At 72.2% G+C, this 24,728-nt stretch carries 22 protein-coding genes; 15 read left to right on the forward strand and 7 right to left on the reverse strand.

Annotated elements, in window-relative coordinates; translation table 11 throughout:
- Positions 1–16: 16 nt before the first annotated feature.
- Both ABZ840_RS36055 and ABZ840_RS36060 read left to right on the forward strand, forming a co-directional pair.
- Positions 17–1,615, forward strand: coding sequence for an APC family permease (locus ABZ840_RS36055; RefSeq protein WP_361567763.1), 1,599 nt, complete (start codon positions 17–19; stop codon positions 1,613–1,615).
- Positions 1,605–3,170: a GMC family oxidoreductase N-terminal domain-containing protein gene (locus ABZ840_RS36060; RefSeq protein WP_361567766.1), complete on the forward strand. Its 1,566-nt coding sequence runs from the start codon at positions 1,605–1,607 to the stop codon at positions 3,168–3,170. Before ABZ840_RS36055 ends, ABZ840_RS36060 begins: the two co-directional genes overlap by 11 nt.
- On the opposite strand, the gene ABZ840_RS36065 is transcribed toward ABZ840_RS36060, so the two are convergent.
- Positions 3,167–4,000: an ANTAR domain-containing protein gene (locus ABZ840_RS36065; RefSeq protein ID WP_361567768.1), complete on the reverse strand. Its 834-nt coding sequence runs from the start codon at positions 3,998–4,000 to the stop codon at positions 3,167–3,169. The genes ABZ840_RS36060 and ABZ840_RS36065 overlap by 4 nt on opposite strands.
- Positions 4,001–4,113: 113 nt before the next feature.
- On the opposite strand from ABZ840_RS36065, the gene ABZ840_RS36070 reads away from it, so the two are divergent.
- Positions 4,114–5,136, forward strand: a complete 1,023-nt coding sequence (locus tag ABZ840_RS36070; RefSeq protein WP_361567771.1) for an AraC family transcriptional regulator — start codon at positions 4,114–4,116, stop codon at positions 5,134–5,136.
- 18 nt (positions 5,137–5,154) lie between these two features.
- On the opposite strand, the gene ABZ840_RS36075 is transcribed toward ABZ840_RS36070, so the two are convergent.
- The 3 genes from ABZ840_RS36075 to ABZ840_RS36085 form a co-directional block, all read right to left on the reverse strand.
- Positions 5,155–5,706: a hypothetical protein gene (locus tag ABZ840_RS36075; RefSeq protein WP_361567774.1), complete on the reverse strand. Its 552-nt coding sequence runs from the start codon at positions 5,704–5,706 to the stop codon at positions 5,155–5,157.
- A gap of 71 nt (positions 5,707–5,777) precedes the next feature.
- Positions 5,778–7,406: a M4 family metallopeptidase gene (locus ABZ840_RS36080; RefSeq protein ID WP_361567777.1), complete on the reverse strand. Its 1,629-nt coding sequence runs from the start codon at positions 7,404–7,406 to the stop codon at positions 5,778–5,780.
- Between the two features lie 284 nt (positions 7,407–7,690).
- Positions 7,691–8,416 carry an ArsB/NhaD family transporter gene (locus ABZ840_RS36085; protein ID WP_361567816.1) on the reverse strand — a complete coding sequence of 242 codons (726 nt, stop codon included), beginning with the start codon at positions 8,414–8,416 and terminating at the stop codon, positions 7,691–7,693.
- A 204-nt stretch (positions 8,417–8,620) separates the two neighbouring features.
- On the opposite strand from ABZ840_RS36085, the gene ABZ840_RS36090 reads away from it, so the two are divergent.
- From ABZ840_RS36090 to ABZ840_RS36130, 9 genes are all read left to right on the forward strand, one after another.
- Positions 8,621–9,010 carry a cell division protein SepF gene (locus tag ABZ840_RS36090; RefSeq protein ID WP_030622554.1) on the forward strand — a complete coding sequence of 130 codons (390 nt, stop codon included), beginning with the start codon at positions 8,621–8,623 and terminating at the stop codon, positions 9,008–9,010.
- A 274-nt stretch (positions 9,011–9,284) separates the two neighbouring features.
- Positions 9,285–10,691, forward strand: a complete 1,407-nt coding sequence (locus tag ABZ840_RS36095; RefSeq protein WP_361567780.1) for an ATP-binding protein — start codon at positions 9,285–9,287, stop codon at positions 10,689–10,691.
- Positions 10,688–11,032 (forward strand): nucleotide pyrophosphohydrolase, encoded by a 345-nt coding sequence (locus ABZ840_RS36100; protein WP_361567782.1) that lies wholly within the window; start codon positions 10,688–10,690, stop codon positions 11,030–11,032. Before ABZ840_RS36095 ends, ABZ840_RS36100 begins: the two co-directional genes overlap by 4 nt.
- 133 nt (positions 11,033–11,165) lie before the next feature.
- On the forward strand, positions 11,166–11,633 hold the full coding sequence (locus ABZ840_RS36105) for a DUF6099 family protein (protein WP_361567784.1): 468 nt from the start codon (positions 11,166–11,168) through the stop codon (positions 11,631–11,633).
- A gap of 155 nt (positions 11,634–11,788) precedes the next feature.
- Complete coding sequence (locus tag ABZ840_RS36110) at positions 11,789–12,079, forward strand: hypothetical protein (protein ID WP_361567787.1); 291 nt, start codon at positions 11,789–11,791, stop codon at positions 12,077–12,079.
- A 217-nt stretch (positions 12,080–12,296) separates the two neighbouring features.
- Complete coding sequence (locus ABZ840_RS36115) at positions 12,297–13,220, forward strand: LLM class F420-dependent oxidoreductase (RefSeq protein ID WP_361567790.1); 924 nt, start codon at positions 12,297–12,299, stop codon at positions 13,218–13,220.
- A 148-nt stretch (positions 13,221–13,368) separates the two neighbouring features.
- Positions 13,369–14,595, forward strand: coding sequence for an arginine deiminase (locus ABZ840_RS36120; RefSeq protein ID WP_361567793.1), 1,227 nt, complete (start codon positions 13,369–13,371; stop codon positions 14,593–14,595).
- Positions 14,596–14,735: 140 nt separating this feature from the next.
- Positions 14,736–15,740, forward strand: coding sequence for an ornithine carbamoyltransferase (argF, locus tag ABZ840_RS36125; RefSeq protein ID WP_361567796.1), 1,005 nt, complete (start codon positions 14,736–14,738; stop codon positions 15,738–15,740).
- A 216-nt stretch (positions 15,741–15,956) separates the two neighbouring features.
- Positions 15,957–17,483 carry an amino acid permease gene (locus tag ABZ840_RS36130; RefSeq protein WP_361567799.1) on the forward strand — a complete coding sequence of 509 codons (1,527 nt, stop codon included), beginning with the start codon at positions 15,957–15,959 and terminating at the stop codon, positions 17,481–17,483.
- Between the two features lie 127 nt (positions 17,484–17,610).
- Here the strand turns inward: ABZ840_RS36130 and ABZ840_RS36135 are convergent, their stop codons facing one another.
- Positions 17,611–18,027, reverse strand: coding sequence for an ATP-binding protein (locus tag ABZ840_RS36135; RefSeq protein ID WP_361567802.1), 417 nt, complete (start codon positions 18,025–18,027; stop codon positions 17,611–17,613).
- A gap of 199 nt (positions 18,028–18,226) precedes the next feature.
- On the opposite strand from ABZ840_RS36135, the gene ABZ840_RS36140 reads away from it, so the two are divergent.
- Positions 18,227–19,054 (forward strand): enoyl-CoA hydratase family protein, encoded by an 828-nt coding sequence (locus tag ABZ840_RS36140; protein ID WP_361567804.1) that lies wholly within the window; start codon positions 18,227–18,229, stop codon positions 19,052–19,054.
- 26 nt (positions 19,055–19,080) lie between these two features.
- The gene (locus tag ABZ840_RS36145; protein WP_361567807.1) at positions 19,081–21,450 is read left to right on the forward strand and encodes an FAD-dependent monooxygenase; all 2,370 of its coding nucleotides are present in this window, start codon (positions 19,081–19,083) and stop codon (positions 21,448–21,450) included.
- A 33-nt stretch (positions 21,451–21,483) separates the two neighbouring features.
- On the opposite strand, the gene ABZ840_RS36150 is transcribed toward ABZ840_RS36145, so the two are convergent.
- Both ABZ840_RS36150 and ABZ840_RS36155 read right to left on the reverse strand, forming a co-directional pair.
- A complete protein-coding gene (locus ABZ840_RS36150) occupies positions 21,484–22,467 on the reverse strand; it encodes a ScbA/BarX family gamma-butyrolactone biosynthesis protein (protein WP_361567810.1) in 984 nt (327 codons plus the stop codon).
- A gap of 243 nt (positions 22,468–22,710) precedes the next feature.
- Positions 22,711–23,307, reverse strand: coding sequence for a ScbR family autoregulator-binding transcription factor (locus tag ABZ840_RS36155; protein WP_361567812.1), 597 nt, complete (start codon positions 23,305–23,307; stop codon positions 22,711–22,713).
- A gap of 254 nt (positions 23,308–23,561) precedes the next feature.
- On the opposite strand from ABZ840_RS36155, the gene ABZ840_RS36160 reads away from it, so the two are divergent.
- Positions 23,562–24,581, forward strand: a complete 1,020-nt coding sequence (locus ABZ840_RS36160; protein ID WP_361567814.1) for an NADP-dependent oxidoreductase — start codon at positions 23,562–23,564, stop codon at positions 24,579–24,581.
- Positions 24,582–24,728 lie beyond the last annotated feature (147 nt).

The following is a 24,728-nucleotide window of genomic DNA, read 5'->3' on the forward strand; positions in this document are numbered from 1 at the left end:
ACTGAGGAGAACGCCCTTGACGGCTCCCCGAGACGAGAGACCAGCACGGAACGCACCACCCGCACCGCACACCGCACCGGCTCAGGACGACGAGAGCCTCGCCGAATTCGGGTACCGCCCCGAACTGAAACGCACCCTCGGCAACTTCCACACCTTCGCCGCCGGCATCAGCTACATCTCCATCCTGACCGGCACCTTCCAGCTCTTCTACTTCGGCTTCGGGCACGGCGGCCCCGCCTACTGGTGGTCCTGGCCGATGGTCTTCGTGGGCCAGCTGATGATCGCGCTGTCCTTCGCCGAGCTGGCCGCCCGCCACCCCGTCGCCGGCTCGGTCTACAACTGGGCGAAACGGCTCGGCAACCCGCACATCGGCTGGCTCGCCGGCTGGATGATGCTCGTCGCCTCCATCGTCTCGCTCTCCGCGGTGGCCCTCGCCTACCAGCTGACGCTGCCGCAGATCTCCAGCGCGTTCCAGATCATCGGGGACGGCAGCGGCCGGTACGACGTCGCCACCAACGGCGTCCTGCTCGCCGGGGCCCTCATCCTCTTCACCACACTGGTCAACGCCTTCGGCGTGAAGCTGATGGCCCGCATCAACACCGCGGGCGTCTTCATCGAGCTGGTCGCCACCGTCGTCCTGATCGTGCTCTTCGCCGTGCACGTCGTCCGCGGACCGGACGTCGTCCTGGAGACCCACCACACCGGCAACGGCCAGAGCTTCGGCTACCTCGGCGCCTTCCTCACCGCCTCGCTCGCCTCCGCCTACGTCATGTACGGCTTCGACACCGCGGCCTCGCTCGGCGAGGAATCCCTCGACCCCTCCCGCAACGCGCCCCGCGCCATCCTCCGCGCCCTGTTCGCCTCCTTCCTCCTCGGCGGACTGATCCTGCTGCTCGCCCTGATGAGCGTGCGCAGCCTGAACGGCGAGGGACTGGCCACCGACGGCCTCCAGTACATCGTCCTGGACGTCCTCGGCGACACCGTCGGCAAGGCGATGCTGTGGTGCGTGCTGATCGCCGTGACGGTCTGCGCGCTGGCCGTGCACACCGCCGCCATCCGGCTCGCGTTCGCCATGTCGCGGGACAACAACCTGCCCGCCGCCTCGCTCCTCGCCCGGGTCAGCCCGCGCTTCCGGACCCCGGTGCTGCCCGCCGTGATCGTCGGCGTGCTCTCGCTCGGCGTCCTGCTGATCAACATCCGCCAGCCGCAGATCTTCTCCGTCGTCACCAGCATCGGCATCATCATGATCTACGGCGCCTATCTGCTGGTCACCACGCCGATGCTGATCGCCCGGCTGCGCGGCCGCTGGCAGCCCGCCCCCGGCCGCTTCTCCCTCGGCCGCTGGGGCCTGCCGGTCAACATCCTCGCCGTCCTGTGGGGCGTCGGCATGATCATCAACCTCGCCTGGCCCCGCGAGGCCGTCTACAACGCCACCCCGCCGCACCACTGGTACCTCCGCTGGGGCGCCGTCCTCTTCGTGGGCGCCGTCGCCCTGGGCGGCTTCGCCTACTACTGGCTCGTCCAGCGCCACCGCACGGGCGTCCTCGCGGAACACGCCGCCCAGCAGCAGCCCGGAACCGACACGCAGGAGAGGACGCCCACCCATGTCCAGTGAAGCCGAAGAGTTCGACTACGTCGTCGTCGGCGGCGGCACGGCCGGCAACGTCGTCGCCGCCCGGCTCAGCGAGGACCCCGCCGTCACCGTCTGCCTCCTGGAGGCCGGCCCCTCCGACGTCGGCGACGACGACGTCCTGCGCCTGGAGCGCTGGATGGGCCTGCTCGAATCCGGCTACGACTGGGACTACCCCGTCGAGCCGCAGGAGAACGGCAACAGCTTCATGCGCCACGCCCGGGCCAGGGTCCTCGGCGGCTGCTCCTCCCACAACTCCTGCATCGCCTTCTGGGCCCCGGCCGAGGACCTCGACGACTGGGAGGCGGCCGGCTGTACCGGCTGGGGCGCGCAGGACACCTTCCCCCTCTACCGCCGCCTGGAGTCCAACGACGCGCCCGGCGACCACCACGGCCGCTCCGGGCCCGTCACCCTGCGCACCATCAAGGGCGCCGACCCCTGCGGCAGCGCCCTCCTGGAGGCCTGTGCCCAGCACGGCATCCCCACCACCCCGTTCAACACCGGCACCACCGTCCTCCGCGGCGCCAACTGGTTCCAGATCAACTCAGACGAGAACAACATCCGCCAGTCCTCGTCCGTGGCCTACCTCCACCCGATCCTCGGCCGCCGCTCCAACCTGGAGGTCCGTACCGGCGTCCGCGCCAGGCAGCTCCTCATCGACGACGCGCGCCGCTGCACCGGCGCGACCTATCTCGACCCCGACCTCGTCCACACCCGCACCGTCCGCGCCCGCCGCGAGGTCATCGTCTCCTGCGGCGCCATCGACACCCCCAAGCTGCTGATGCTCTCCGGCATCGGCCCCGCCGCACACCTGCGCGAGACCGGCGTGGACGTCCTCGTGGACTCGCCCGGCGTCGGCGAGAACCTCCAGGACCACCCCGAGGGCGTCATCATGTGGGACGCGAAAAAACCCATGGTGGCCAGCTCCAACCAGTGGTGGGAGATCGGCATCTTCGCCGACACCGAACCGGGCCTGGACCGCCCGGACCTGATGTTCCACTACGGCTCCGTGCCCTTCGACATGAACACGGCGCGGTACGGCTACCCCACCTCCGAGAACGCCTTCTGCCTCACCCCCAACGTCACCCGCGCCCGCTCCCGCGGCACCGTCCGGCTGCGCACCCGCGACTTCCGCGACAAGCCGAAGGTCGACCCCCGCTACTTCACCCACGAGCACGACGTACGGGTGATGACCCACGGGCTGCGCCTCGCCCGCGAGATCGCCGCGCAGCCGGCGCTCGCGGAGTGGGCGGGCGCCGAACTGGCCCCCGGCCCCGACGCCCGCACCGACGACGAACTGCTGGACTACCTCACCAAGACCCACAACACCGTCTACCACCCCGCCTGCACGGTGAAGATGGGCGCCGACGACGACGCCACGGCACCGCTCGACGCCCGGCTCCGTGTGAAGGGCATCCGGGGACTGCGCGTCGCGGACGGCTCGGTCATGCCGGACCTGGTCACCGTCAACCCGTGCATCACCACGATGATGATCGGCGAGAAGTGCGCCGACCTGCTGAAGGAGGACGCGGCCCGCTAACGCCCGGACGGAGGGGCGCCCTTGCGGAACGGGTCGGGGGCCGACCCGTCGACCACGGACCGCGCCAGGTCGTGGAGGCTGCGCTGGTGCGAACGCGCGTACCGGCGCAGCTCCCCGAACGCCCCGTCCGTCGTGACCCCGAACCGCTCCGACAGCACGCCCTTGGCCTGCTCGATCACGATCCGGCTGCGCAGCGCGTGCTCCAGCTGCCGCACCTGCTCCCGGGTGCGCCGGTACCGCAGGTGCAGCGCGGCGACCTCGGCCAGCGCACGCACCGGCACCGCACGCTCAGGCGGCTGCGGGCCGGCCGTGTCGTGGTACAGCACCAGCGCGCCCAGCGCGGCCTCCGTACCGGACGCCGCCGGCTCGTCCTCGGGCCCCGCCGCCGACAGCGGCAGCGCGGTCACCCGGCGCACGCCCAGCTCCCGCGCCCGTACGGCGAACCGCGGCCACCGGGCGGCCCCGGTCTCCTCCAGCGGTATCTCGTCCGCCGCGGCACCGGCCAGGCAGTCGCGCAGCGGGCCCTCGCCCAGCTGCTCCTCCAGCTCCCGCAGCGCCTCGGCCCGCCGCCCCGAGGCGGCGGCGACCGGCGGCCGCCCTGCCACCACGGCCACCGCCTCCGGCGCGGGTCGGCCGCCCAGCACCCCGAGATACTCGATCAGACTCGCGGCATGACGGTCCGGCTCCCGGTCGGCGGACGAGGCGAGGTCCAGCAGCGCACGGGTCAGCAGCCGTTCACGCTCGGGCGGAGCGGGCACGGCGGACGACTGTCCCGGGGCGGCCGGGTGTGCCGCGTCCCTGGCCAGGCGCGGCGCGGGAAAAGCCTCCATTCAGACAGTCAATGCCCGTGACGCACCTGCCGATATCCATTTTGCGTAGCATGTGGACACCAAGCGCAGTCGTTCGCTCACTGCGCGCTGACGACCGGAGAACGGGGGCGGCGATGACGGGGGAGCCCGGCCGCACGGCGGCACGGACCACAGCGGCGGGCCGCGGCCCCGCGCCCGGCGGTCTGCCGGCGTTCCGTACCGGCGACGTCGAGCGGGCCCGCGTCTGGATCGCCGACACCCTTTCCTACCCGGTGGTGATCGACCCACTGGCCGACCCCGCGGACTTCGCGTTCGCCACGAACGCGGTACGCCTGGGCCCGGTCACCTTCGCCACCGCCACCTACGGCACCGACGTGCTCACCAAGAGCGAGGGCCTGGGCGTGGCGTACCACATCAACGTCCCCCGCAGCGGACAGGTGGTGCAACTGCACAGGGGCGAGGTGTTCCGGGTCACCGCCACCGGCGGCCGGGTCCCGGTCTTCGAGCCGACCGGCGCCCTCACCGGCGAACTGGACGCCGAGGCCGAGGTGCTGGCCCTCAGCTTCGACCGGCAGGCCGTGGAGAGCGCCCTGGAGGAACACCTCGAACACCCGGTACGGCCGCTGCACTTCCCCGGCGGCCTGGACCCCCACGACGGCCGGGGGCGGACCCTGAGCGAGCTGGCCCGGGTCGTCGCCCGCGAACTGGACGCGCCCACCGGCCTGCTGGGTCATTCACCGGTCGCCACCGGCCTCGCGGACTCGCTGCTCACGACGATGCTCTACGCCACCCCGCACCAGTACCGGGACGAGCTGGCCGACCCGGCGCCCCGCACCTGCCCGCGCCCGGTCAAACGGGCCGTCGACGCCATGCAGGCCGACCCGGCCCACCCGTTCACGGTGTTACAACTCGCCCGCATCGCGGGGGTCGCCCCGCGCTCCCTCCAGGCCGGCTTCAAGCAGCACCTGGAGAGCACGCCGATGGGCTATCTGCGGCGGCTGCGGCTGGAGCGCGCCCACCACGACCTGGTGCGCCTCGGCCCGGCCGTCTCGGTCACCGAGGTCGCGGGCCGCTGGGGCTTCACGCACCTGGGCCGGTTCGCCGCCGCCTACCAGTCCCGGTACGGCAAGCTGCCCTCCCAGGTGCACCGCCGCTGACGGCCGCCCGCCGCGGGGTCACCGGCCCTGATGCGCGTCGCGCGCCGTCTCCACGAAGGTCTCCAGTGCCCGCCAGAAGGGCGAGTACGCGGCGTCGAACCGCTCCCCGGCGGCGGCCCAGCCCTCCTCACCCGCGCCGTCGCGCAACGCCTGCCGGATCGCGGCGTGGAAGTCGCCCGTCGACTTCTGGACGACCAGCGCGACGTCGGCGGCGGGCGGCGGCCCCTCCAGCTCCACGACCCGCACGCACCGCCGGAGGCGGCCGTACTCCGCCGTCTGGCGCTCACCGAGCGGCCGCAGCGCCGCCGTGCTCGCCTCCCCGTACGGCTGCCGCAGCACGTCCGAGACCTCCCAGAACAACTCGCCCATCTTGTGCGTCTGTTCGATCAGGTCGAGGTAGGCGGTACGGCGGCTGTCGCGGAGCCGCTCGCGGCGCTGGGAGTCGGCCGCGGTCTCGGCCTGGATGCGCGCCGCCCTGGTGCTGCCGCGGCTGGTGACCCAGCTGGCCAGCACGGCGGTGCCGCCGGTGACGGCGGCGATCGACAGGGTCCACAGCGTGCTCTCGGCCATGGTCGGCAACCGTACCGGCCGGACGGGGAACGGCCGCCGGCCGGTACGGGGTGCGGGGGTACCCGCGGCGATCAGCCGACGGCGACCGCGGACCAGGCCGCGGCGACCGCCTTCTGCTCGGCGCTGTCCGCGCCGTAGAGGTCCTTCGCGGCGTTGAGCGTCGCGGTGCGCGCCGCGGCGTAGTTCGTGCCGGAGGTCATGTAGACCGTCAGGGCCCGGTACCAGATCTTGCCGAGCTTGTCCTTGCCGATGCCCTGCACCGTGCTGCCGTTGCAGGTGGGCGAGGAGTGTTTCACCCCGCCGATCTCCTTCTCCCCGCTGCCCTCGGCGAGCAGGTACGCGAAGTGGTTGGCGACCCCGGACGAGTAGTGCACGTCCAGGTTCTTCACCGAGGAACTCCAGCAGTCCGCCGACTTGGTGTCCTTGGAAGGCTTGTCCATGTAGCGCAGCGCCGCCTGCCCGAACTCCGGCCGGACGATCTTCTCGCCGATGAGGTAGTCCCCGGGGTCGCTCGCGTTCTTGGCGTAGAACTCCACCAGCGTGCCGAAGATGTCGGACGTCGCCTCGTTCAGGCCGCCGGACTCACCGCTGTACGTGAGGTTGGCGGTCGCGGAGGTGACGCCGTGGGACATCTCGTGCCCGGCCACGTCCAGCGCCACCAGCGGCCCGAAGACCTTGCCGTCGCCGTCCCCGTAGGTCATGCAGAAGCAGTTGTCGTCCCAGAAGGCGTTGTTGTAGCCGTTCCCGTAGTGCACGCGGTTGTAGGAACCCTTGCCGTCCCCGGCGATGCCGTTCCGCCCGTGCACGTTCTTGTAGTAGTCCCAGGTGGTGTCCGTGCCGTACTGCGCGTCCACCGCGGCCGAGGAGCGGTCCGCGTTGGTGCCGCTGCCCCAGTGGTTGTCGGCGTCGGTGAAGAGGACGGCCGGTGCGCGGCCCCAGCAGATGCCGAGGATGCAGGAGTCGGTCTTGTTCTGCGCGTCACCGGTGTAGGTGCCGCCGCGCGTGGCGTCCTTGAGCTGATACGTTTCGCCGGCCTTGCTGGTCTCCAGCGGCACGGTCCCGCCGTACAGCGACTTGCCGTCCCCGGACACGCTCTCCAGCCGGTCCCAGGAGTCGATCGCCTTGCCGGTGCGGGCGTCGGAGAGCACGACGTGCGCTTCGGGGTTGCCCTTCGAGTCCTGCCCGGCCGCCGTGGTGCGCCAGGCGAGCCGGGGCTTGCCGTGCAGCGCGTCGACGACCAGCAGCGGCTTGGCGGTGACCTTGCGCAGCAGCGTGCCGGTGCGCGCGGCACGCAGCGCGGCGGTGCCCAGGCCCGCGGCCTTCTCCGCGCTGATCGCGGGCTTGACGCTGGGCACGGAGAGGTCGCTGCGGGTGGCGCGGGAGGCGCCGCGGTAGGCGCCGTCGGGGGAGAGGTGGACGACCAGGTCGCCGCCGAGGACGGGCAGTCCGCCGAAGGTCCGGTCGTAGCGGACGTGCCGGCTGCCGTCGGGGTCGATGACGACGTCGCGTACGGAGGTTCCCTGGGCGGCGGTGACGGCGAGGTCGGCGGCGTTGGCGGCGAGGGCGGAGTCGGCGCTGCGGATTGCTTCCGCGCGGTCGGGCGAGGGTTGCGCGGTGGCGGTGGCGGGCAGAACGGCGGCGACCAGAGCGGCCGCCGCCGTGGCTATGACGCTGGTGACGAGGCGCGGTCTCGATCTCATCGGACTCCTCGGGCGGCAGGGCAGCGACCGGCGGAGTGCTCACCGGCGCGCTGATGGCGAGTCACATTAAGCGTTCATGACAACGGCCTGTCCATACCCTGTCCGGCACCGGCACATGCGGGGCACGGGACCTCCGCGCGGTGGTCGCCCGGGGCGCACGGGACGGTGATCTTGTTACGTAGTGGGCGAGCCCGGTGATGCGCCCCTTTTGCGAGCTCGGAGCGGCGGATTGTGCGAGCTCGGAGCGGCGGACCCGCCCCGCCGCGCTGGCGCACCGGGCCGGTTCAGCCGCCGAAGAGCTGCAAGGAGCCCCACGGCGCCACCACGGCCAGGGACAGCGTGGCGGGCACCGTCATCGGACCGAGGCGGGTGAAGTCCCTGAGCACCACGTCGGTGTCGTGCGCGTGCAGGATGCGCCGCCACAGCAGCGTGGCCAGCGACCCCGCGTAGGTGAGATTCGGCCCGATGTTGACGCCGAGCAGCACCGCGAGCACCGCACCGGAACCGGCCGGCGCGGCCGGCGGAACCAGCACGAGGACGGCCGGCAGATTGTTGATCACGTTCGCCGGCACGGCCGCCGGCGCCGCGGCGCCGAGCAGCGCCGACAGCGACGAACCGTCCGGCACCAGTCGGCCGAGCACGTCGGCGAGCCCGTTGTCGACCACCGCGCGCACCACGATGCCGAGCGCCGGCACGAAGACCGCGGCCAGCAGCCGCCGGGGCCGGCCGGCGGCCACGCGCGCCATCCAGGCGCCGCACGCCTCGAAGAGCCCTTCGTCGGCACAGAGCCGGGCCGGCACCAGCACCGCCGCCAGGAAGCCGACCACCGGGCCGAGCCGCGCCGCCTCCGCCCGCGCGTGCGCCGGGGGGATCGCCCCGGCCGCGATGACGACCACGGCGGCCGGCACCGCGACGGCCGCCTCCGGCAGCCGGAACGGCCGTACCACCGCGCACACGAGCACGACGACGAGCAGTGCCGCGGAGAGGGCCTCCGCGAGGGGGGTGTTCAGGGGGGCCTTTCCACTGGTCCGAACGCCGCCTGCAGCCCGGACAAATGTCGCAGAGTATGCGCTGGCCAGGCGTCATGGTGCAGGATGGGGGCAGCGGATGACGCCTGACGCGTGTCACGCGCGGTCAAGTTTGTATGTATATCCCTAGAATTGCTCGATGCAGATATCGCAGATGCCCAGCGCCCTTGCGAGCGAGGTGATCCGGTGACCCGCCCCGACGCCACCGATGAACAGTGGGAGGGCCTCGCCGAGGTCGTCCCGCTGCGAGGTGGCCGTGAGTGGCCCTCATGGCCCGACCACCGGGCTCTCCCGGACGACGAGCCGGGCGAGGCCTCCCGGCGCTTCATCGTCATCCGTGTCCAGACCTTCGCGGACGCCCGTGAAGTCGCCGAACACCTCATGGCCCAGGTTCCCGTGCTCCTCGACCTGAGCAGCGCCGACACCGACGTCGCCAAGCGCATCCTCGACTTCTCCAGCGGCGTCGTCTTCGGCATCGGCAGCGGCATGCACCGCGTCGACACCAACGTCTTCCTCCTCGCCCCGGTCGGCACCGAGGTCGACGAACCCCGCGCGGGGACTGTGCCGCATCAGTGAGGGGCCAGGGGCGGGCCTGAGGGGGCAGGGCAGAACATTCGGGGCCGGGCGGTGAAATCGAGCCGTACTGCCGCGTGTCGGGCCGTATGCGCGAGACCGGAACGTGTTGTCGAGCGCGGAAGCCGTGCGCGAGCCGTACGCGCGCCCCAGGGGGCCCGCGCCGGGCGCAGCACCCGTAAGCACAGCGCGGGCGCCGCGCGGGGGTCCCCCGTTCGTAGGAAGGGCTTTCCGGCGTAACGGTTCTCCGCACCCCGGCCTCTCTAGCGTGCCTGGCATGGACCCCTGGAGTCGCGGCGACGGCACAGACGGCACCGACGAGGACACGACGATCCGCACGGCGGACCCGGGCCCGGCCGTGGCGGTGAGCCCCCGCCCGCCCGGCCCCGCCGCACCGCCCACTGCACAGGACGCGAGAGCCACCGCACAGGACGCGAGAGCCACCGCACAGGACGCGGGGCCCACCGCACCGCCCACCCGCCCCCTCATCACCGAACTGCGCCTCTCCTCCTTCAAGTCGCACCGCGGCGCGACCTACCCGCTCGGTCCGCTCACCCTCTTCGCGGGCCCCAGCGGCAGCGGCAAGTCGAGCGCGCTCCAGGCGTACGGGCTGCTCGTCCGGCTGGGCGCCGGCGACCCGCTGGAACGCGCACTCGCCGCCGTACCGGGCGGCGCAGCCGCCTGCGCACCGGACCGCGCCGCACCGGACGAACAGGGCCGGCGCGGCTTCCGCATCGGCTGCACGGTCGACGGCCCGGCAGGCCCGGTACGCCTCGACGTCGCCGTACAGACGGAACCCGACCTGCGCATCGCCGGCGAACGGCTCACCGGCGGCGGCCGGACCCTGTTCACCACCGCCCTCACCGACCCCGGCCGCCGCACCGTACAGGCCGCGTGGCACACCGCCGGGCCCGCGCCGGTCACCCGCGCACCGCTCCCCGACGACCGGCTGGGCACCGCCCTGCTGCCCCTGCGCGTCGCAGGGACGACGGCGGGCCAGCGCCTCGTGCTGGCGGCCGCCGAACAGATACTGATCGCGCTCCGCTCGTCCTTCCCCTGCGACCCGCGCCCCGAGGCCGTACGCGCCGTCGCGCGGGCCCCCGCGGCCGCGCACCAGCGGCCCGAGGCCGCCCGGCTCCGCCCCGACTGCGGCAACCTCGCCGCCGTACTGGAACGCACCGGCCACGAATGCGCCACCCGCCACGCCCTGCTGGTCGAAGCGGTACGCGCCGGCTGCTCGCCCCAGGTGAACGACGTGCGGGACGTACGGGCGGAGACGGGGGTACGAGCCGGTGGCGACGTACGGGCGGCCGCGGGCGTGCGGGCAGGGGGCGACGGGGCGGCGGCTCGGGCCGTGCTGGAGCGCGGCGGGGCGCTCGGCGCGCTGCCCGTGGACTGGCTGGGCGACGGCGAACTCCGCTACCTCGCCCTGGCGCTGGTGCTGCTGACCGGCCCCGGAGTGCTGGCCGTCGATCCGGTGGCCGAGGTGCTGCCGGCCCGTCAGGTGCTGACCGTGGTGGCGGACGGGATGGACCGCTGCCTGGACCGGCGGCAGTCGGCCGCACTGTTCGAGCTGGCCGTACGGATGGCGGCACGCGGACACATCCGCCTGCTGGGCACGGTGACGGACGCCCCGGCCGCCGAGCGGTTGCCGGGGATCAGAGTGCTACACCTGGGGGCATGAGTGAAGATCTTCCCACCCTGCAGCGCCGCCTGGCCGACTTCGCGGCCGCCCGCGACTGGCAGCAGTACCACACCCCCAAGAACCTCGCCGCGGCACTCAGCGTCGAGGCATCCGAACTGGTCGAGATTTTCCAGTGGCTGACTCCCGAACAGTCCGCCAAGATCATGACCGATCCGCGGTCCGCGGCACGCGTCGAGGACGAAGTGGCCGATGTGCTGGCGTACCTGCTCCAGTTCTGCGGCGTACTGGGCATCGACGCGGCGGCGGCACTGGCCGCGAAGATCGAGCGCAATGAGGAACGATTCCCCGCGAATCGCCCCGGTCGTCACTCTCCGGAGTGATGATCCTCGCAAACTCGCCTTAGTTGTCCACAGATTTGCGAATTACTCTAGCGCTTTTGGCGGTTCCAGTTCACTCTGGGTAGTGGAAGGTGTGCGCAAGACAGTGGACGAGGGGCAAGGGAAGGGGTCGTGCATGGATGCGGTGCGAATCATCGCGGCCAGTCGGCACGGTCTGGCCCAGGCACGGACGGTCCAGGACATCGTCATAGAGGCGTGGCAGGCGCAGGCCTTGGCGGAGGCTGTGGGCAGTCTCCTGGCGATATCGGGACCGTTCGAGGTGCGGGCCAAGGCACGAAGGCTGGGCGAGGCAGGAGGCCGGTCGGGCGCAGCGGTGCTGTGCCCGGTGCCGAGAACCTACGGCCCCAGAGCGGCCCAGCTGTCCGAAGTGCAGGACAGCAAGGTCGCGTTGACGGACCTGTGCGGACTGCTGGCCGAAGTGTGCGAGGCACTGGTGAGCGTGGTCTGCGCGGCGGAGGAGGACGGGCTCTACTGGACCTGTGTGGAGGCGATGGACGCGGCCGACGAGTCCCGCGACCGCGCCGCCGCGATCCTCAAACAACTCCTCGTCCGAGACCGCTTACACGACCACGACCCGGCGTAGGCACAGCCACGCCCCGGCCCAGGCACAGCGCCCGCCCGACTGCCCCAACCTCTCCCCACTCCCACTCCCACCCACCTCCATTCGCCTTCGACTTCTCCCGGGATCGCCGTGTCGACCGGACAACCTGCTACCGCGCGTTCCTGGGTGACGAGGGAGTGGACCGGTTCATCGGCAGCGGGGCTTCGGACGCCCACGTGAAGACTCATCCGGAGCAGCAACAGGAGCAGGGGGGTGCACTGCCTCGGTCCGGAGGGCCGGATCGTCTCCTGCTCCGCCACGCGGAGGAAACGCTCTTCGCCCGGTATGCGGCCATCCGGCTGGAGAGCCTCGCGGGCAATGCCGCGGCCAACTCGTTCTACGAGGCGTGCGGATGGCGGCACGCGGGCCGGCTTCAGGGGGAGAGCCCGGCCAAGGTCGAGTACGTCAAGAACGCGAGCGCCGACTGACAGGATCACGCGCAATCCCGGCCGCTGCACGGATCACGGGCGATCCCGGCCACGGCACGGATTGTGCGCGATCGCGGCCACTGCATGGATCGTGCGCGTTCGCGGCCACGGCAGGCCCGCGCAGCCGGGGTGGAGTGGGCCTGTCGGTTCGGCCTGGGTGCGGGTGCTGGGAGTGGTGGTGCGGGGGTGGGGGCGGGGGGAGGGGGAAGATGGGGCCATGGATCTGCGAATTTTCACCGAGCCCCAGCAGGGCGCCGGCTACGACACCCTGCTCACCGTCGCCAAGGCCACCGAGGACCTCGGCTTTGACGCGTTCTTCCGGTCCGATCACTACCTGCGGATGGGCACGGTGGACGGGCTGCCCGGCCCCACCGACGCCTGGATCACCCTCGCCGGGCTGGCCCGCGAGACCAAGCGCATCCGCCTCGGCACGCTGATGACCGCCGGTACGTTCCGGCTGCCGGGCGTGCTCGCGATCCAGGTCGCGCAGGTGGACCAGATGTCCGGCGGCCGGGTCGAGCTGGGGCTGGGCGCGGGCTGGTTCGAGGAGGAGCACAAGGCGTACGGCATCCCGTTCCCCAAGGAGAAGTTCGGGCGGCTGGAGGAGCAGCTGGCGATCGTCACCGGGCTGTGGGGCACGCCGGTCGGCGAGGAGTTCTCGTACGACGGGACGTACTACCAGCTGGAGAAGTCCCCGGCGCTGCCGAAGCCCGCGCAGCGCAAGGTGCCGGTGCTGATCGGCGGGCACGGCGCGACGCGTACGCCGCGACTGGCCGCGCGGTACGCCGATGAGTTCAACATCCCGTTCGCCTCGCTGGAGGACACTCGGCGGCAGTTCGGCCGGGTGCGGGCGGCCGCCGAGGAGATCGGCCGCAAGGGCGACGACCTGGTGTACTCCAACGCGCTGGTCGCCTGCGTGGGCAAGGACGACGCCGAGGTGGCGCGCCGGGCCGCGGTGATCGGGCGTGAGGTCGAGGAGCTGAAGGCCAACGGTCTGGCCGGTTCGCCGGCCGAGGTGGTCGACAAGATCGGCCGGTACGCGGAGGCGGGCGCCTCCCGTGTCTACCTCCAGATGCTGGACCTCGACGACCTCGATCACCTGGAGATCATTTCCTCGCAGGTGCAGAGCCAGTTGGGATGAGGCGCCACGCCTGAGGGGCGAGGGGCCGGGCCCCGCCCCTCAGGACCGCCGCCCCCGCCCGGCGCCGCGCGGCTCCGGACCGGTGCTCGCGCCGCACCGGGTGGGCGGATATCGAGTGATCATCGTCGAATCCGGCCAGGATGGAGGGATGGGATTCCATGTCGACTCAGAGGTCGGTCGTCTCCGCCGGGTCATCCTGCACCGTCCCGACCTGGAGCTGAAGCGGCTCACCCCGTCCAACAAGGACGCGTTGCTCTTCGACGACGTGCTGTGGGTCCGGCGCGCGCGGGCCGAGCACGACGCCTTCGCCGACATCCTGCGCGATCGCGGCGTCGAGGTGCACCTGTTCGGGGAGCTGCTGGCGGAGAGCCTGCGGGTCCCCGAAGCGCGCGAGCTGGTACTGGACCGCGTCTTCGACGAGAAGGAGTACGGGCCGCTGGCCACCGACCACATCCGGGCGGCGTTCGCCGAGCTGCCGCTGGCGGAGCTGGTGGAGGCGCTGATCGGCGGGATGACGAAGCGGGAGTTCCTCGAGCAGAACCCCGAGCCGACCTCCGTCCGCTTCCATGTGATGGACCTGGACGACTTCCTGCTGCCGCCGCTGCCGAACCATCTCTTCACGCGGGACACCTCCGCCTGGGTGTACGACGGGGTGTCGGTGAACGCGATGCGGTGGCCGGCGCGGCAGCGCGAGACGATCCACTACGAGGCGATCTACCGGCACCACCCGCTGTTCACGCACGAACGTTTCCATGTGTGGTCCGAGGGCCAGGCGGCGTACCCGTCGACCATCGAGGGCGGCGACGTGCTGGTGATCGGCAACGGCGCGGTGCTGATCGGGATGAGCGAGCGGACGACGCCGCAGGCGGTGGAGATGCTGGCCCGCGGGCTGTTCGCGGCCGGTTCGGCGCAGACGATCGTGGCGCTGGACATGCCCAAGCGGCGGGCGTTCATGCACCTGGACACGGTGATGACGATGGTGGACGGCGATACGTTCACGCAGTACGCGGGGCTGGGGATGCTCCGCTCGTACACCATCGAGCCGGGCGCGAACGAGCAGGAGCTGAAGGTCACCGACCATCCGCCGGAGCACATGCACCGGGCGATCGCGGCGGCGCTCGGGCTGGACGGGGTGCGGGTGCTGACCGCGACCCAGGACGTGCACGCGGCGGAGCGCGAGCAGTGGGACGACGGCTGCAATGTGCTGGCGGTGGAGCCGGGCGTGGTGGTGGCGTACGAGCGGAACGTCACGACCAACACGTTCCTGCGGAAGCGCGGCATCGAGGTGATCACGATCCCGGGCAGCGAGCTGGGGCGGGGCCGCGGGGGTCCGCGCTGCATGAGCTGCCCGGTCCAGCGGGACGGGCTCGGCTAGCGGCGGGGGAGGGGCACAGCGCTTGTCGCGGCCTCTCGCCTCCGTCCCGGAGACACCCTTCGTATAGGAATGCGGTTAGTCGTATACACTTCCAATATTCGATTCGACCGTCCCCGTACGCCGCGACCTAGGAGCCTGCCATGGCGATTGACCTCACGGGCCGCCACTTCCTCAAGGAGCTGGACTTCAGCGCCGAGGAGTTCCGCCACCTGATCGACCTCGCCGCGGAGCTGAAGGCCGCCAAGCGCGCGGGTACCGAGGAGCAGCACCTGAAGGGCCGCAACATCGCCCTGATCTTCGAGAAGACCTCCACCCGCACCCGCTGCTCCTTCGAGGTGGCGGCCGCCGATCAGGGCGCCCGCACCACGTACCTGGACCCGTCGGGCTCGCAGATCGGGCACAAGGAGTCGGTGAAGGACACCGCCCGCGTACTCGGCCGGATGTTCGACGCGATCGAGTACCGGGGCAGCGCGCAGACGAACGTCGAGGAGCTGGCGGCCCACGCCGGCGTGCCCGTCTACAACGGTCTCACCGACGAGTGGCACCCCACCCAGATGCTCGCCGACGTGCTCACCATGCTCGAGCACAGCCCCGGCCGCGAGCCGGCCGACCTGGCGTTCGCGTACCTGGGTGACGCCCGGTACAACATGGGCAACTCCTACCTGGTCACCGGCGCCCTCCTCGGCATGGACGTCCGTATCGTCGCGCCGAAGAAGCTGTGGCCCGAGGCGTCGGTGATCGCGAGCGCCCGGAAGCTGGCGGAGCGGAGCGGCGCCCGGGTGACCCTCACCGAGGACGTCGCCGAGGGCGTACGCGGCGCGGACTTCGTCGCCACCGACATCTGGGTGTCGATGGGCGAGCCGAAGGAGGTCTGGGACGAGCGGATCGCGCTGCTCAGCCCGTACGCGGTGACGATGGACGTGCTGCGGGCCACGGGCAAGGACGACGTGAAGTTCCTGCACTGCCTGCCGGCCTTCCACGACCTGGGAACGGCCGTGGGGCGGGAGATCTACGCCCGGCACGGCCTGGAGTCGCTGGAGGTCACGGACGAGGTGTTCGAGTCGGAGCACTCCGTCGTCTTCGACGAGGCGGAGAACCGTATGCACACGATCAAGGCGGTCATGGTGGCCACGCTGGGCCGCTGACCCGCGCCACCGCATCAGCGCCGCCCCTTGGGTCGGGGTGCTCCGTGCCGCTCGCCGCTCGGCAGCGCATACAAATACGCCTTTATGGGCGCTCATGCAGCAATTCGGTTACCATCGGAAATCGAACTCCGGGGGACGGGCCCATCGGCCCGTCCCCTTCTCCGTGCCCGCCCACCCGCACCGGGCACCTCGCACCACCAGGAAGAGAACCACCCCATGTCCGCGTCCGGACTGCGCATCAAGTCCCCCGACCTCCTCGTCGCCGAATCCGGTACGGACCTCGAAGGCCACGGCCTCAAGCGCACGATGGGCCTCTTCCAGCTGGTGTGCTTCGGCGTCGGCGCGATCGTCGGCACGGGCATCTTCGTCGGCCTGTCCGACACCGTCGCCGAGGCCGGCTCCGCCGTCGTCGTCTCCTTCGTGCTCGCCGCGATCACCTGTGTCTTCACGGCGTTCTCCTTCGCCGAGCTGGGCGGCGCGATCCCGGTCTCCGGCAGCTCGTACTCCTACGCGTACGCCACGCTCGGCGAGCGCACCGCCTTCCTCGTCGGCTGGTGCCTGCTGCTGGAGTACGGCGTGTCGGTCTCGGCGGTCTCGGTGGGCTGGGGCCAGTACCTGAACGAGCTGCTGGACAGCCTGGTCGGGTGGCAGCTGCCCACCGCGCTGTCCGCGCCGCCCGGGGAAGGCGGCATCGTCAACGTCCCCGCCGTCGTCGTCATGCTGCTGGCCGCCACGCTCCTCGTGCGCGGCATCCGGGAGAGCGCCCGCGCCACCGCCGCGATGGCCGTCCTGAAGATCGGCGTGCTGATCCTGTTCTGCGCGATCGCCTTCACGGCCTTCAGGAGCGGCAACCTCTCGCCGTTCGCCGCGCAGGGCGTCGCCGGCGTCACCTCCGGCGCCTCGGTCGCGTTCTTCTCGTACATCGGCTTCGACGCGGTCACCACGGCGGGCGAGGAGGTCAAGAACCCGCGGCGGAACGTCCCTGCCGCGATCCTGATCTGCATCGGCGTCGTCACCGTGCTGTACTGCCTGGTCGCCCTCGGCGCGGTCGGCGCGCTCTCGGCCGACGCCGTCGCCGACAAGCCCGCCGCGCTCTCCCTGATCGTCGACCGGGTCACCGGGTCCGCGCTGGGCGGCGGGATCATCGCCTTCGGTGCGGTGGTGGCCATCGCGTCCGTCGTCCTCGCGGTGATGTACGGCCAGACCCGCATCCTGATGTCGATGTCGCGGGACGGGCTGATCCCGCGGGTGTTCGAGCGGATCTCGCCGAAGACCGCTACGCCGGTCCGGGGCACCTGGATCGTCGCCGTCGTCTTCGCCGTCCCGGCCGCGGTGGTGCCGCTGGACGTGGTCATGAACCTGACCACCATCGGAACGCTCGCGGTCATGGCGGTGGTCAACGTCTGCGTGATGGTGCTGCGCCGCACCCGGCCCACGCTGCCGCGCCGCTTCCGGGTGCCGTTCTTCCCGGTCAGCCCGCTGCTGGGCATCGCGTTCTGCGCGTACCTGATCTACGGCACGGGCCCGGCGACGTGGCTGCAGTTCGCCGTGTTCCTGGTGGTCGGCGCGGTGGTGTACGCGGTGTACGGGCGCCGGCATTCGCGGCTGGGGGATGCGGGGCGGGGGTCGGAGGGCGCGGGGCGGGCGGCCGAGGCTGTGGGGCGGGGGCCCGGGGGCGGCGGGCAGGGGGGCGAGGGCTTGGGGGTGGCGGAATCTGTGGGCGAAGTGACGCCGAAGGGGTGAACTTCCCTGGCATGGGCCCCTCCCTCCCCAACCACCAGCGGTAAGGCCCCTCCCCCACCTCCACCGCACTCCCCAGACCGTACCGCCCCCGCCCGCCCCGCCTCACCCCCTGTGGATAACCCCCACCTCACCCCGCCGGCAGCCGGAACCACACCACCTTGCCCTGCTCGGTCGGCCGGTAGCCGGAGTCCACGCTGAGGGTGCGGATCAGCAGCAGGCCCCGGCCGCCCTCGTCCAGCGGGTCCGCCTCCGGGAAGGCGTCATCGCCCAGCCCTTCGACCGGCGCGGGGTCGTTGTCGTGCACCTCGACGTGCTGGTGGCCGCTCGGCAGTACCTCGATGACCAGCTCGATCGGCTTGTCGCCCGCGGTGTGCTCGACCGCGTTGGCGACCAGCTCGGCGGTGAGCAGCTCCGCCGTGTCGCTGTCCGCCGGTACGTGCATGTCGGCGAAGGCCTTGCGGATCAGGGCACGCGCGATCGGCACCGCGGCTGTGGTGTGCGGCAGCGTGATCCGCCACGAGGACGGGGCAGCTGGCTCCGGCAAGGCTGTGGTCCGTTCACAGAGAGCTTGATGTCCTCCTATAACGGTACGAATCTCCGCCGCAAACGGCTCGTCACCGACCGTGGCGACACGAGGCGAACCGAGGGCCAAGTTCTATCGCGTACTCGTGACGACAGTCACAGCTACGTGATAGCTTCGCGAGGCAGGCACCAGCCCTCCGGCCTTAGGGGGCCCGACGCCCATGAGCCCGTTCACCGGTTCCGCGCACGCCACCGACGCATGGGAACACCTCCGCGTGACCAGGGAGGACGGCGTCGTCACCGTCACCCTCGCGCGCCCCGACACCCTGAACTCCCTCACCTTCGGCGCCTACGCCGACCTCCGCGACCTGCTCGCCGAGCTCTCCCGCGAACGTGCCGTACGCGCCCTCGTCCTCGGTGGCGAGGGGCGCGGCTTCTGCTCCGGCGGCGACGTCAACGAGATCATCGGCGCCACCCTGGAGATGGACACCGGACAGCTGCTCGACTTCAACCGCATGACCGGTCAGGTCGTACGCGCGTTGCGGGAGTGCCCGTTCCCGGTGATCGCCGCCGTGCACGGCGTGGCCGCCGGCGCGGGGGCCGTCCTCGCGCTCGCCGCCGACTTCCGCGTCGCCGACCCGTCGGCGCGCTTCGCCTTCCTCTTCACCAAGGTCGGCCTGTCCGGCGGCGACATGGGCGCGGCGTACCTGCTGCCCCGCGTCGTCGGCCTCGGGCACGCCACCCGGCTGCTGATGCTGGGCGAGGCCGTACGCGCCCCCGAGGCGGAGCGCATCGGGCTGCTCAGCGAGCTGGCCGAGGAGGGCAAGGCCCACGAGGCCGCCGCCGCGCTCGCGCGTCGGCTCGCGGCCGGGCCCGCGCTCGCGTACGCCCAGACCAAGGCGCTGCTCACCGCCGAGCTGGACATGCCGCTGGCGGCGGCGGTCGAGATGGACGCGGCGACCCAGGCGCTGCTGATGAACAGCGCGGACTACGCCGAATTCCATGCCGCGTTCACCACGAAGCGCAGCCCGAAGTGGCAGGGAAAATGAGCCCGGGGCTCGAAGTGGCAGGGGAAATGAGCTCGGGGGAGGGGGCGCTGCCCGGCGGCCGGGTCGCGGTCGTCGGGGGCGGTCCCGGCGGTCTGTACGCGGCGGTGCTGCTCAAGCGGCTGGACCCGGCCCGCGAGGTCACGGTCTGGGAGCGCAACGCGCCCGATGACACGTTCGGCTTCGGCGTGGTCCTCTCCGACGAGACTCTCGGTGGCATCGAACAGGCCGACCCGGTGGTCCACGAAGCGCTGCGCCGCGAGTACGTGCGCTGGGACGACATCGACATCGTGCACCGCGGGCACACCCTCACCTCCGGCGGCCACGGCTTCGCCGCCGTCGGGCGCCGCCGTCTCCTCCAGCTGCTGCACGACCGCTGCCGCGAGCTCGGCGTACGGCTGCGTTTCCGTACGGAGGCGCCGCCCGCGGCCGACCTCGCCCGCGACCACGGCCTGGTGATCGCGGCCGACGGCGTGCACAGCGCCACCCGCGGCGCGCACGCCGATGTCTTCCGCCCGCAGCTCACCACCCACCGCTGCCGCTACATCTGGCTCTCCGCCGACCTCGCCTTCGACGCCTTCCGCTTCGAGATCGCGGAGACCGAGCACGGGGTCATGCAGCTGCACGGCTACCCGTACTCCCGCCCGCCCCTAGGCGACGGCCGGCTCGATGCCGCCGCGCCTTCGGGGGACGGGGCCCTTCCGCGGGACGGGGCCAGCACCGTCATCGTCGAGGCGCACGAGGACGTCTGGCGGCGGGCCGGGTGGGACGCCTGCCCCGTCGAGGAGTCCGTCGAGCAGTGCGCCAAGGTCTTCGCGGCCTCGCTGGCCGGCCGGCCGCTGGTCTCGAACAACTCCGCCTGGACGGCCTTCCGTACGGTCACCAACGCCCGCTGGTCGCACGGCAACGTCGTGCTGCTCGGCGACGCGGCGCACACCGCCCACTTCTCCATCGGCTCCGGCACCAAGCTCGCCGTCGAGGACGCCCTCGCGCTCGCCGCCTGCCTCCAGGAGCACGCCGCGCTGCCCGACGCGCTCGCCGCGTACGAGGCCGAGCGCCGGCCCGTCGTGGAGTCCACCCAGCGCGCGGCCCGCGCCAGCCTGGAGTGGTTCGAGAATCTCGGGCAGTACGTCGACCAGCCGCCCCGCCGCTTCGCCTTCAACCTCCTCACCCGCAGCCGCCGGGTCACCCACGACAACCTCCGGCTGCGCGACCCCGGGTTCGTGGCCGCGGTCGAGCGGGAGGCCGGGGTGGCGCCCGGCACGCCGCCGATGTTCACGCCCTTCCGGCTCCGCGACCTCACCCTGCGCAACCGCGTCGTCGTCTCCCCGATGGACATGTACAGCGCCGACGGCGACGGTACGCCGGGCGACTTCCACCTCGTCCACCTCGGCGCACGGGCGCTCGGCGGCGCGGGCCTGGTGATGACGGAGATGGTCTGCGTCAGCCGCCAGGGCCGCATTACGCCGGCCTGCACGGGGTTGTACGCGCCGGAGCACGAGGCTGCCTGGCGCCGGGTCACCGACTTCGTCCACACCGGCGCGCCCGGCACCGCGATCGGCGTGCAGCTCGGCCACTCGGGCCGCAAGGGCTCCACGAGGCTGATGTGGGAGGGCATCGACCAGCCGCTCCCGGAGGGCAACTGGCCGGTGGTGGCCGCCTCCGCGCTCCCGTACCGCACGGGCGTCAACCAGATACCGCACGCGCTCACGCCCGAGGAACTGGCCGGCGTACGGGAGGACTTCGTACGCGCCGCCGAGCGGGCCGCGCGCGCCGGCTTCGACCTGCTCGAACTGCACTGTGCGCACGGCTATCTGCTCTCCGGCTTCCTCTCGCCGCTCACCAACCACCGCACGGACGCCTACGGTGGTGACCTCGAAGGGCGGCTGCGGTTCCCGCTGGAGGTCTTCGACGCGGTGCGTGCCGTCTGGCCGGCGGGGCGGCCGATGACCGTACGGATCTCCGCGACCGACTGGGCCGACGGCGGGACCACGGTCGAGGACGCGGTGGAGATCGCGCGGGCCTTCGCCGCGCACGGGGCCGATGCCGTCGACGTCTCCACGGGGCAGGTCGTGGCCGACGAACAGCCCGCGTTCGGACGCTCGTATCAGACGCCGTTCGCTGATCGCATCCGCAACGTGGTGGGAATTCCGGTGATCGCCGTCGGTGCCATTTCGTCGTGGGACGACGTCAATTCGCTCGTCCTCGCGGGGCGCGCCGACCTGTGCGCGCTGGCCCGGCCGCACCTCTACGATCCGCACTGGACCCTGCACGCCGCCGCGGAACAGGGGTATTCCGGCCCCGGAGCGCCCTGGCCGGCGCCGTACCGCGCGGGCAGCCGCACCCCGCCCACGGGACGGACGGACGCGCCCAAGCAGCGGCTCTCACTGGGGAACTGAGACGCCCGGCGGACGGACCGGGCGAGCGGCGCCTCAGGAAACCGGCGCGCAGGTCACCGTGGCGGTGAAGACGGGGTTGCCCTGGTGTTCCGCCCGTATCGCCACGCGGGGCCGGCCGGTCGCGTCCGGGCCGAGCGCCCGGGCGCGTATCCAGGTGGGCGCGTCCAGCTCGGCGTAGCGGGCGAAGGAGCAGTCCATCGCCGTGGCTGTCCAGCGGCCGGGTCCGACGGTGGCGTACGCGGCCTGCCGTGCGGCCTCCACCAGCAGCATGCCGGGCACGTGGTCCACGGGGTGGTCGAAGAGCACGGGGTGCGTGATGTCGGTGCGCAGCCGCCACCGGCCGGTCCCGTCGGCGGGGGAGAGCACCACGTCGGCCTCCCGGTCCCGGCCGACCAGTGCCGGGCGGAGGGGCTCGCCCGGCGCTAGCACGCGCGAGAGGGCGTGGTCGAGGTCGGCGTACGGGCCGCGCAGCCGCCGGTAGACGGCCGGCGTCAGGCAGGTGAAGGTGCACTCGGTGCGTCCCAGGGGCCGGCCGTCCCGGTAGGCGTCGAAGGTCTGCCGCATGCCGGACAGCCGGCTGCCCCGGCGGACGGCGTCGTGGTCGCGCACGCGGACTTCGACGTCGGCGGGCGTGCCGGCGACCTTCAGGGCCTCGGGGGCGACGGTGTACCGCACGCTGCCCCAGGCCACCGTGTGGCCCAGCGGCACGCCGTGTCCGACGTGGTTGAGGAGGAGGCCGGCCTGGCGCGCGGTCTCCGCCATCATCACGGGGTCGTGCAGTCCGTGCGCGGGGCCGTAGAAGCTGTGGGCGCGCGGCCATTGGGCGTCGACGGTCCAGGCGTCGGTGCCGTCGCCGCGCCAGCCGGTGAGGAACACCTCGGTGACCGCGCTGCGGTGGACGTACTCCCGGGGAACCGTGGTGGTCAGCGCCCGCAGGTGGGTGAGGTCTGTGTCGTACCCCGCGGGCGCGGTGCGTCTGCCGGGCATGGGGGGCGGCACGGTCAGAACGACGGTCATGCGGGTTCCTTCCCTGGGCGGGCGCGGAGTGCGCCCGTACTCAGCGCCTGCTGCCCCAAGATACGAACCGGCTGGTTTGTTTTCTAGTGTCTCAGAGTGAAACTTTGGCTAGAAGTGTTACGTGTGACGTACATGGATGGAGTCAGAGCCGTTTTCGGCCGTGCCGCACGGGACGACGGGGTTGTCCGGGGCAACGAAAAACGGCGGCCGGGAGGCCGCCGTCGGAAGGGGGTGGGGGACAGGTCAGGCTGCGCGGCGCATCCAGCGGCCGCCGGGGTCCAGGTGGCTCATGGCGCCCGGCGGGGCCAGCCCCGGCAGGATGTGCCGCCACAGGTTGGTGACGCGCTCGTGCAGGTCGGCGCGGTTCGTGACGGCCTGCGAGAAGAGCTGTACGCCCATGTACGCGGACACCAGGAACTCCGCGGCCTTCGCCGGGTTCACCGCCGACAGCAGCTCCCCGCGCTCGTGCGCCTCGGTGAACATCCGGGTCACGATGTCGATCCAGTCCTGGTACGGCACCAGTGGCTCGGAGTTGAAGGTGGTCTCCACCGCGATACGGGTGCCGGCCTGCAGCACCGGGTCCTCGCGCAGCGCGTGCGCCACCTGGTGGCTGAAGTCGATGACGTCCTGCACCCGCGACTCGCTCGGCGGGGGCACCAGCATCTCCGTCTGCTCCGCAATGACCGCGCGGGCCAGGGCGTCCTTCGACGGGAAGTGGAAGTACAGCGCGCCCTTCGTCACCTGGGCCCGCTGGATGATCTCCGCGATGGTGGCCGCCTCGTAACCCCGCTCGCCGATGACCTCGGCCGCCGCCACGAGGACGGCCTGTCGAGTGCGCACTGCCCGTTCCTGCTTGGCCACCGGCCGTCCTCCGCGTGTTCGCTCGTGGATGCGGTCCGCCTTCAGCGGATCTGGCCGAATTCTATTGACGGTGCAAACAATAATCCAACCAGACGGTATTGATCTGTCGTGGAGATTTGGGAAAGCTTCGTTCCGGTCGTACCGCTTACCAGCCGTCGGCCGGCGATCCCGGACGCGGCGCGTGCGGTCGGGACCGCACCCCGGCAGCCCTCTACCCCCAGGAGCCTCCCCCCATGGCCGCGCCCGTCCATCCCACGACCCACCGTGAAGTCCGCCTCGCGGAACGCGCCGACGGCGCACTGACCCCGGACCACTTCACGGTGGCCGACGCACCGATCCCGGTGCCGGTTCCGGGCACGGTGCTCGTACGCAACCGCGTCATGGCCGTGACCGCGGCGATGCGCACGATGATGGGCTCGGCCGACCTGCCCATGCCGTCGTTCGTGCCCGGCCGGGCGCTGTGGGGCGCGGCGATCGGTGAGGTGGTCGAGGCGCCCGGCGGCGGCTTCGCGCCCGGCGACCTCGTCCGGCACGACCTCGGCTGGCGGGAGTACGCCCTGGTGGACGCCGCACGGGCCCGGCGCATCGACCCCGACGCGCTGCCCGACCCGGCGGCCCACCTCTCGCAGGGCGCCACCGCCTGGGGCGCCCTCGTGCACATCGCGCAGGTCCGCCCCGGCGACACCGTGTTCATCACGGGCGCGGCCGGCGGCGTCGGCAGCATCGCGGGCCAGATCGCCCGGCGCCTGGGGGCGCGCCGGGTCATCGGCTCCACGGGCTCCGAGCGCAAGGCCGAGTACCTGGTGAAGGAGCTGGGTTACGACGAGGTGGTGCTGCGCGGCGCCGGGCCGATCGGCGAGCAGCTGCGCCGCGCCGCACCCAACGGCATCGACGTCCTGCTGGACATGGTGGCCGGCGAGCAGCTGACGGCGGCGCTCGAATCGGCCCGTACGGGGGCCAGGTTCGCGCTGGTGGGCGCGTTGTCGGCGCAGCTGGGGCAGGGGGACGGGATCACGGCGCCGGTCGAGCTGGACGCCGGGCTGATCGTCTCCCGGCGGGTCTCGCTGCGCGGCTTCTCGGTACGGGACCACCACGACCTCGTGCAGGAGTGGACCGAGGAGTTCGGGCGCGGGCTGCGCGACGGCACGCTGATCTTCGCGCACAGCCGCCTGCGGGGCCTGGACCAGGCGCCGCAGGCGCTGCGCGAACTCGTGGCAGGCGGCCACACCGGGTCGGTGCTGGTCGAGCTGTGAGCTCCGTGCGGCCCGCCGGGGGGCGGGCCGGGCGGCAGCCGGCGGGGCCCGCCCTGACCGGGCCCCGCCGGCACCCGGGCGCGGCGGCCGTCACTACGACGATGACGACGACGATGACTACTCGGGCAGCGGGGGCTCGGACAGCGG

It is taken from the genome of Streptomyces sp. NPDC047117 (assembly GCF_040643545.1).
Classification (GTDB): Bacteria; Actinomycetota; Actinomycetes; order Streptomycetales; family Streptomycetaceae; genus Streptomyces.

What these genes read in the sequence shown, in the direction of transcription:
- ABZ840_RS36095 (WP_361567780.1), top strand. Translation starts at nt 9,285, where the DNA reads ATGGACCCCTGGAGTCGCGGCGACGGCACAGACGGCACCGACGAGGAC.
- ABZ840_RS36100 (WP_361567782.1), top strand. Translation starts at nt 10,688, where the DNA reads ATGAGTGAAGATCTTCCCACCCTGCAGCGCCGCCTGGCCGACTTCGCG.
- ABZ840_RS36150 (WP_361567810.1), bottom strand. Translation starts at nt 22,467, where the DNA reads ATGACCGTCGTTCTGACCGTGCCGCCCCCCATGCCCGGCAGACGCACC.
- ABZ840_RS36080 (WP_361567777.1), bottom strand. Translation starts at nt 7,406, where the DNA reads ATGAGATCGAGACCGCGCCTCGTCACCAGCGTCATAGCCACGGCGGCG.
- ABZ840_RS36130 (WP_361567799.1), top strand. Translation starts at nt 15,957, where the DNA reads ATGTCCGCGTCCGGACTGCGCATCAAGTCCCCCGACCTCCTCGTCGCC.
- ABZ840_RS36160 (WP_361567814.1), top strand. Translation starts at nt 23,562, where the DNA reads ATGGCCGCGCCCGTCCATCCCACGACCCACCGTGAAGTCCGCCTCGCG.
- ABZ840_RS36120 (WP_361567793.1), top strand. Translation starts at nt 13,369, where the DNA reads ATGGGATTCCATGTCGACTCAGAGGTCGGTCGTCTCCGCCGGGTCATC.
- ABZ840_RS36145 (WP_361567807.1), top strand. Translation starts at nt 19,081, where the DNA reads ATGAGCTCGGGGGAGGGGGCGCTGCCCGGCGGCCGGGTCGCGGTCGTC.
- ABZ840_RS36105 (WP_361567784.1), top strand. Translation starts at nt 11,166, where the DNA reads ATGGATGCGGTGCGAATCATCGCGGCCAGTCGGCACGGTCTGGCCCAG.
- ABZ840_RS36060 (WP_361567766.1), top strand. Translation starts at nt 1,605, where the DNA reads ATGTCCAGTGAAGCCGAAGAGTTCGACTACGTCGTCGTCGGCGGCGGC.
- ABZ840_RS36140 (WP_361567804.1), top strand. Translation starts at nt 18,227, where the DNA reads ATGAGCCCGTTCACCGGTTCCGCGCACGCCACCGACGCATGGGAACAC.
- ABZ840_RS36075 (WP_361567774.1), bottom strand. Translation starts at nt 5,706, where the DNA reads ATGGCCGAGAGCACGCTGTGGACCCTGTCGATCGCCGCCGTCACCGGC.
- ABZ840_RS36070 (WP_361567771.1), top strand. Translation starts at nt 4,114, where the DNA reads ATGACGGGGGAGCCCGGCCGCACGGCGGCACGGACCACAGCGGCGGGC.
- argF (WP_361567796.1), top strand. Translation starts at nt 14,736, where the DNA reads ATGGCGATTGACCTCACGGGCCGCCACTTCCTCAAGGAGCTGGACTTC.
- ABZ840_RS36065 (WP_361567768.1), bottom strand. Translation starts at nt 4,000, where the DNA reads ATGGAGGCTTTTCCCGCGCCGCGCCTGGCCAGGGACGCGGCACACCCG.
- ABZ840_RS36115 (WP_361567790.1), top strand. Translation starts at nt 12,297, where the DNA reads ATGGATCTGCGAATTTTCACCGAGCCCCAGCAGGGCGCCGGCTACGAC.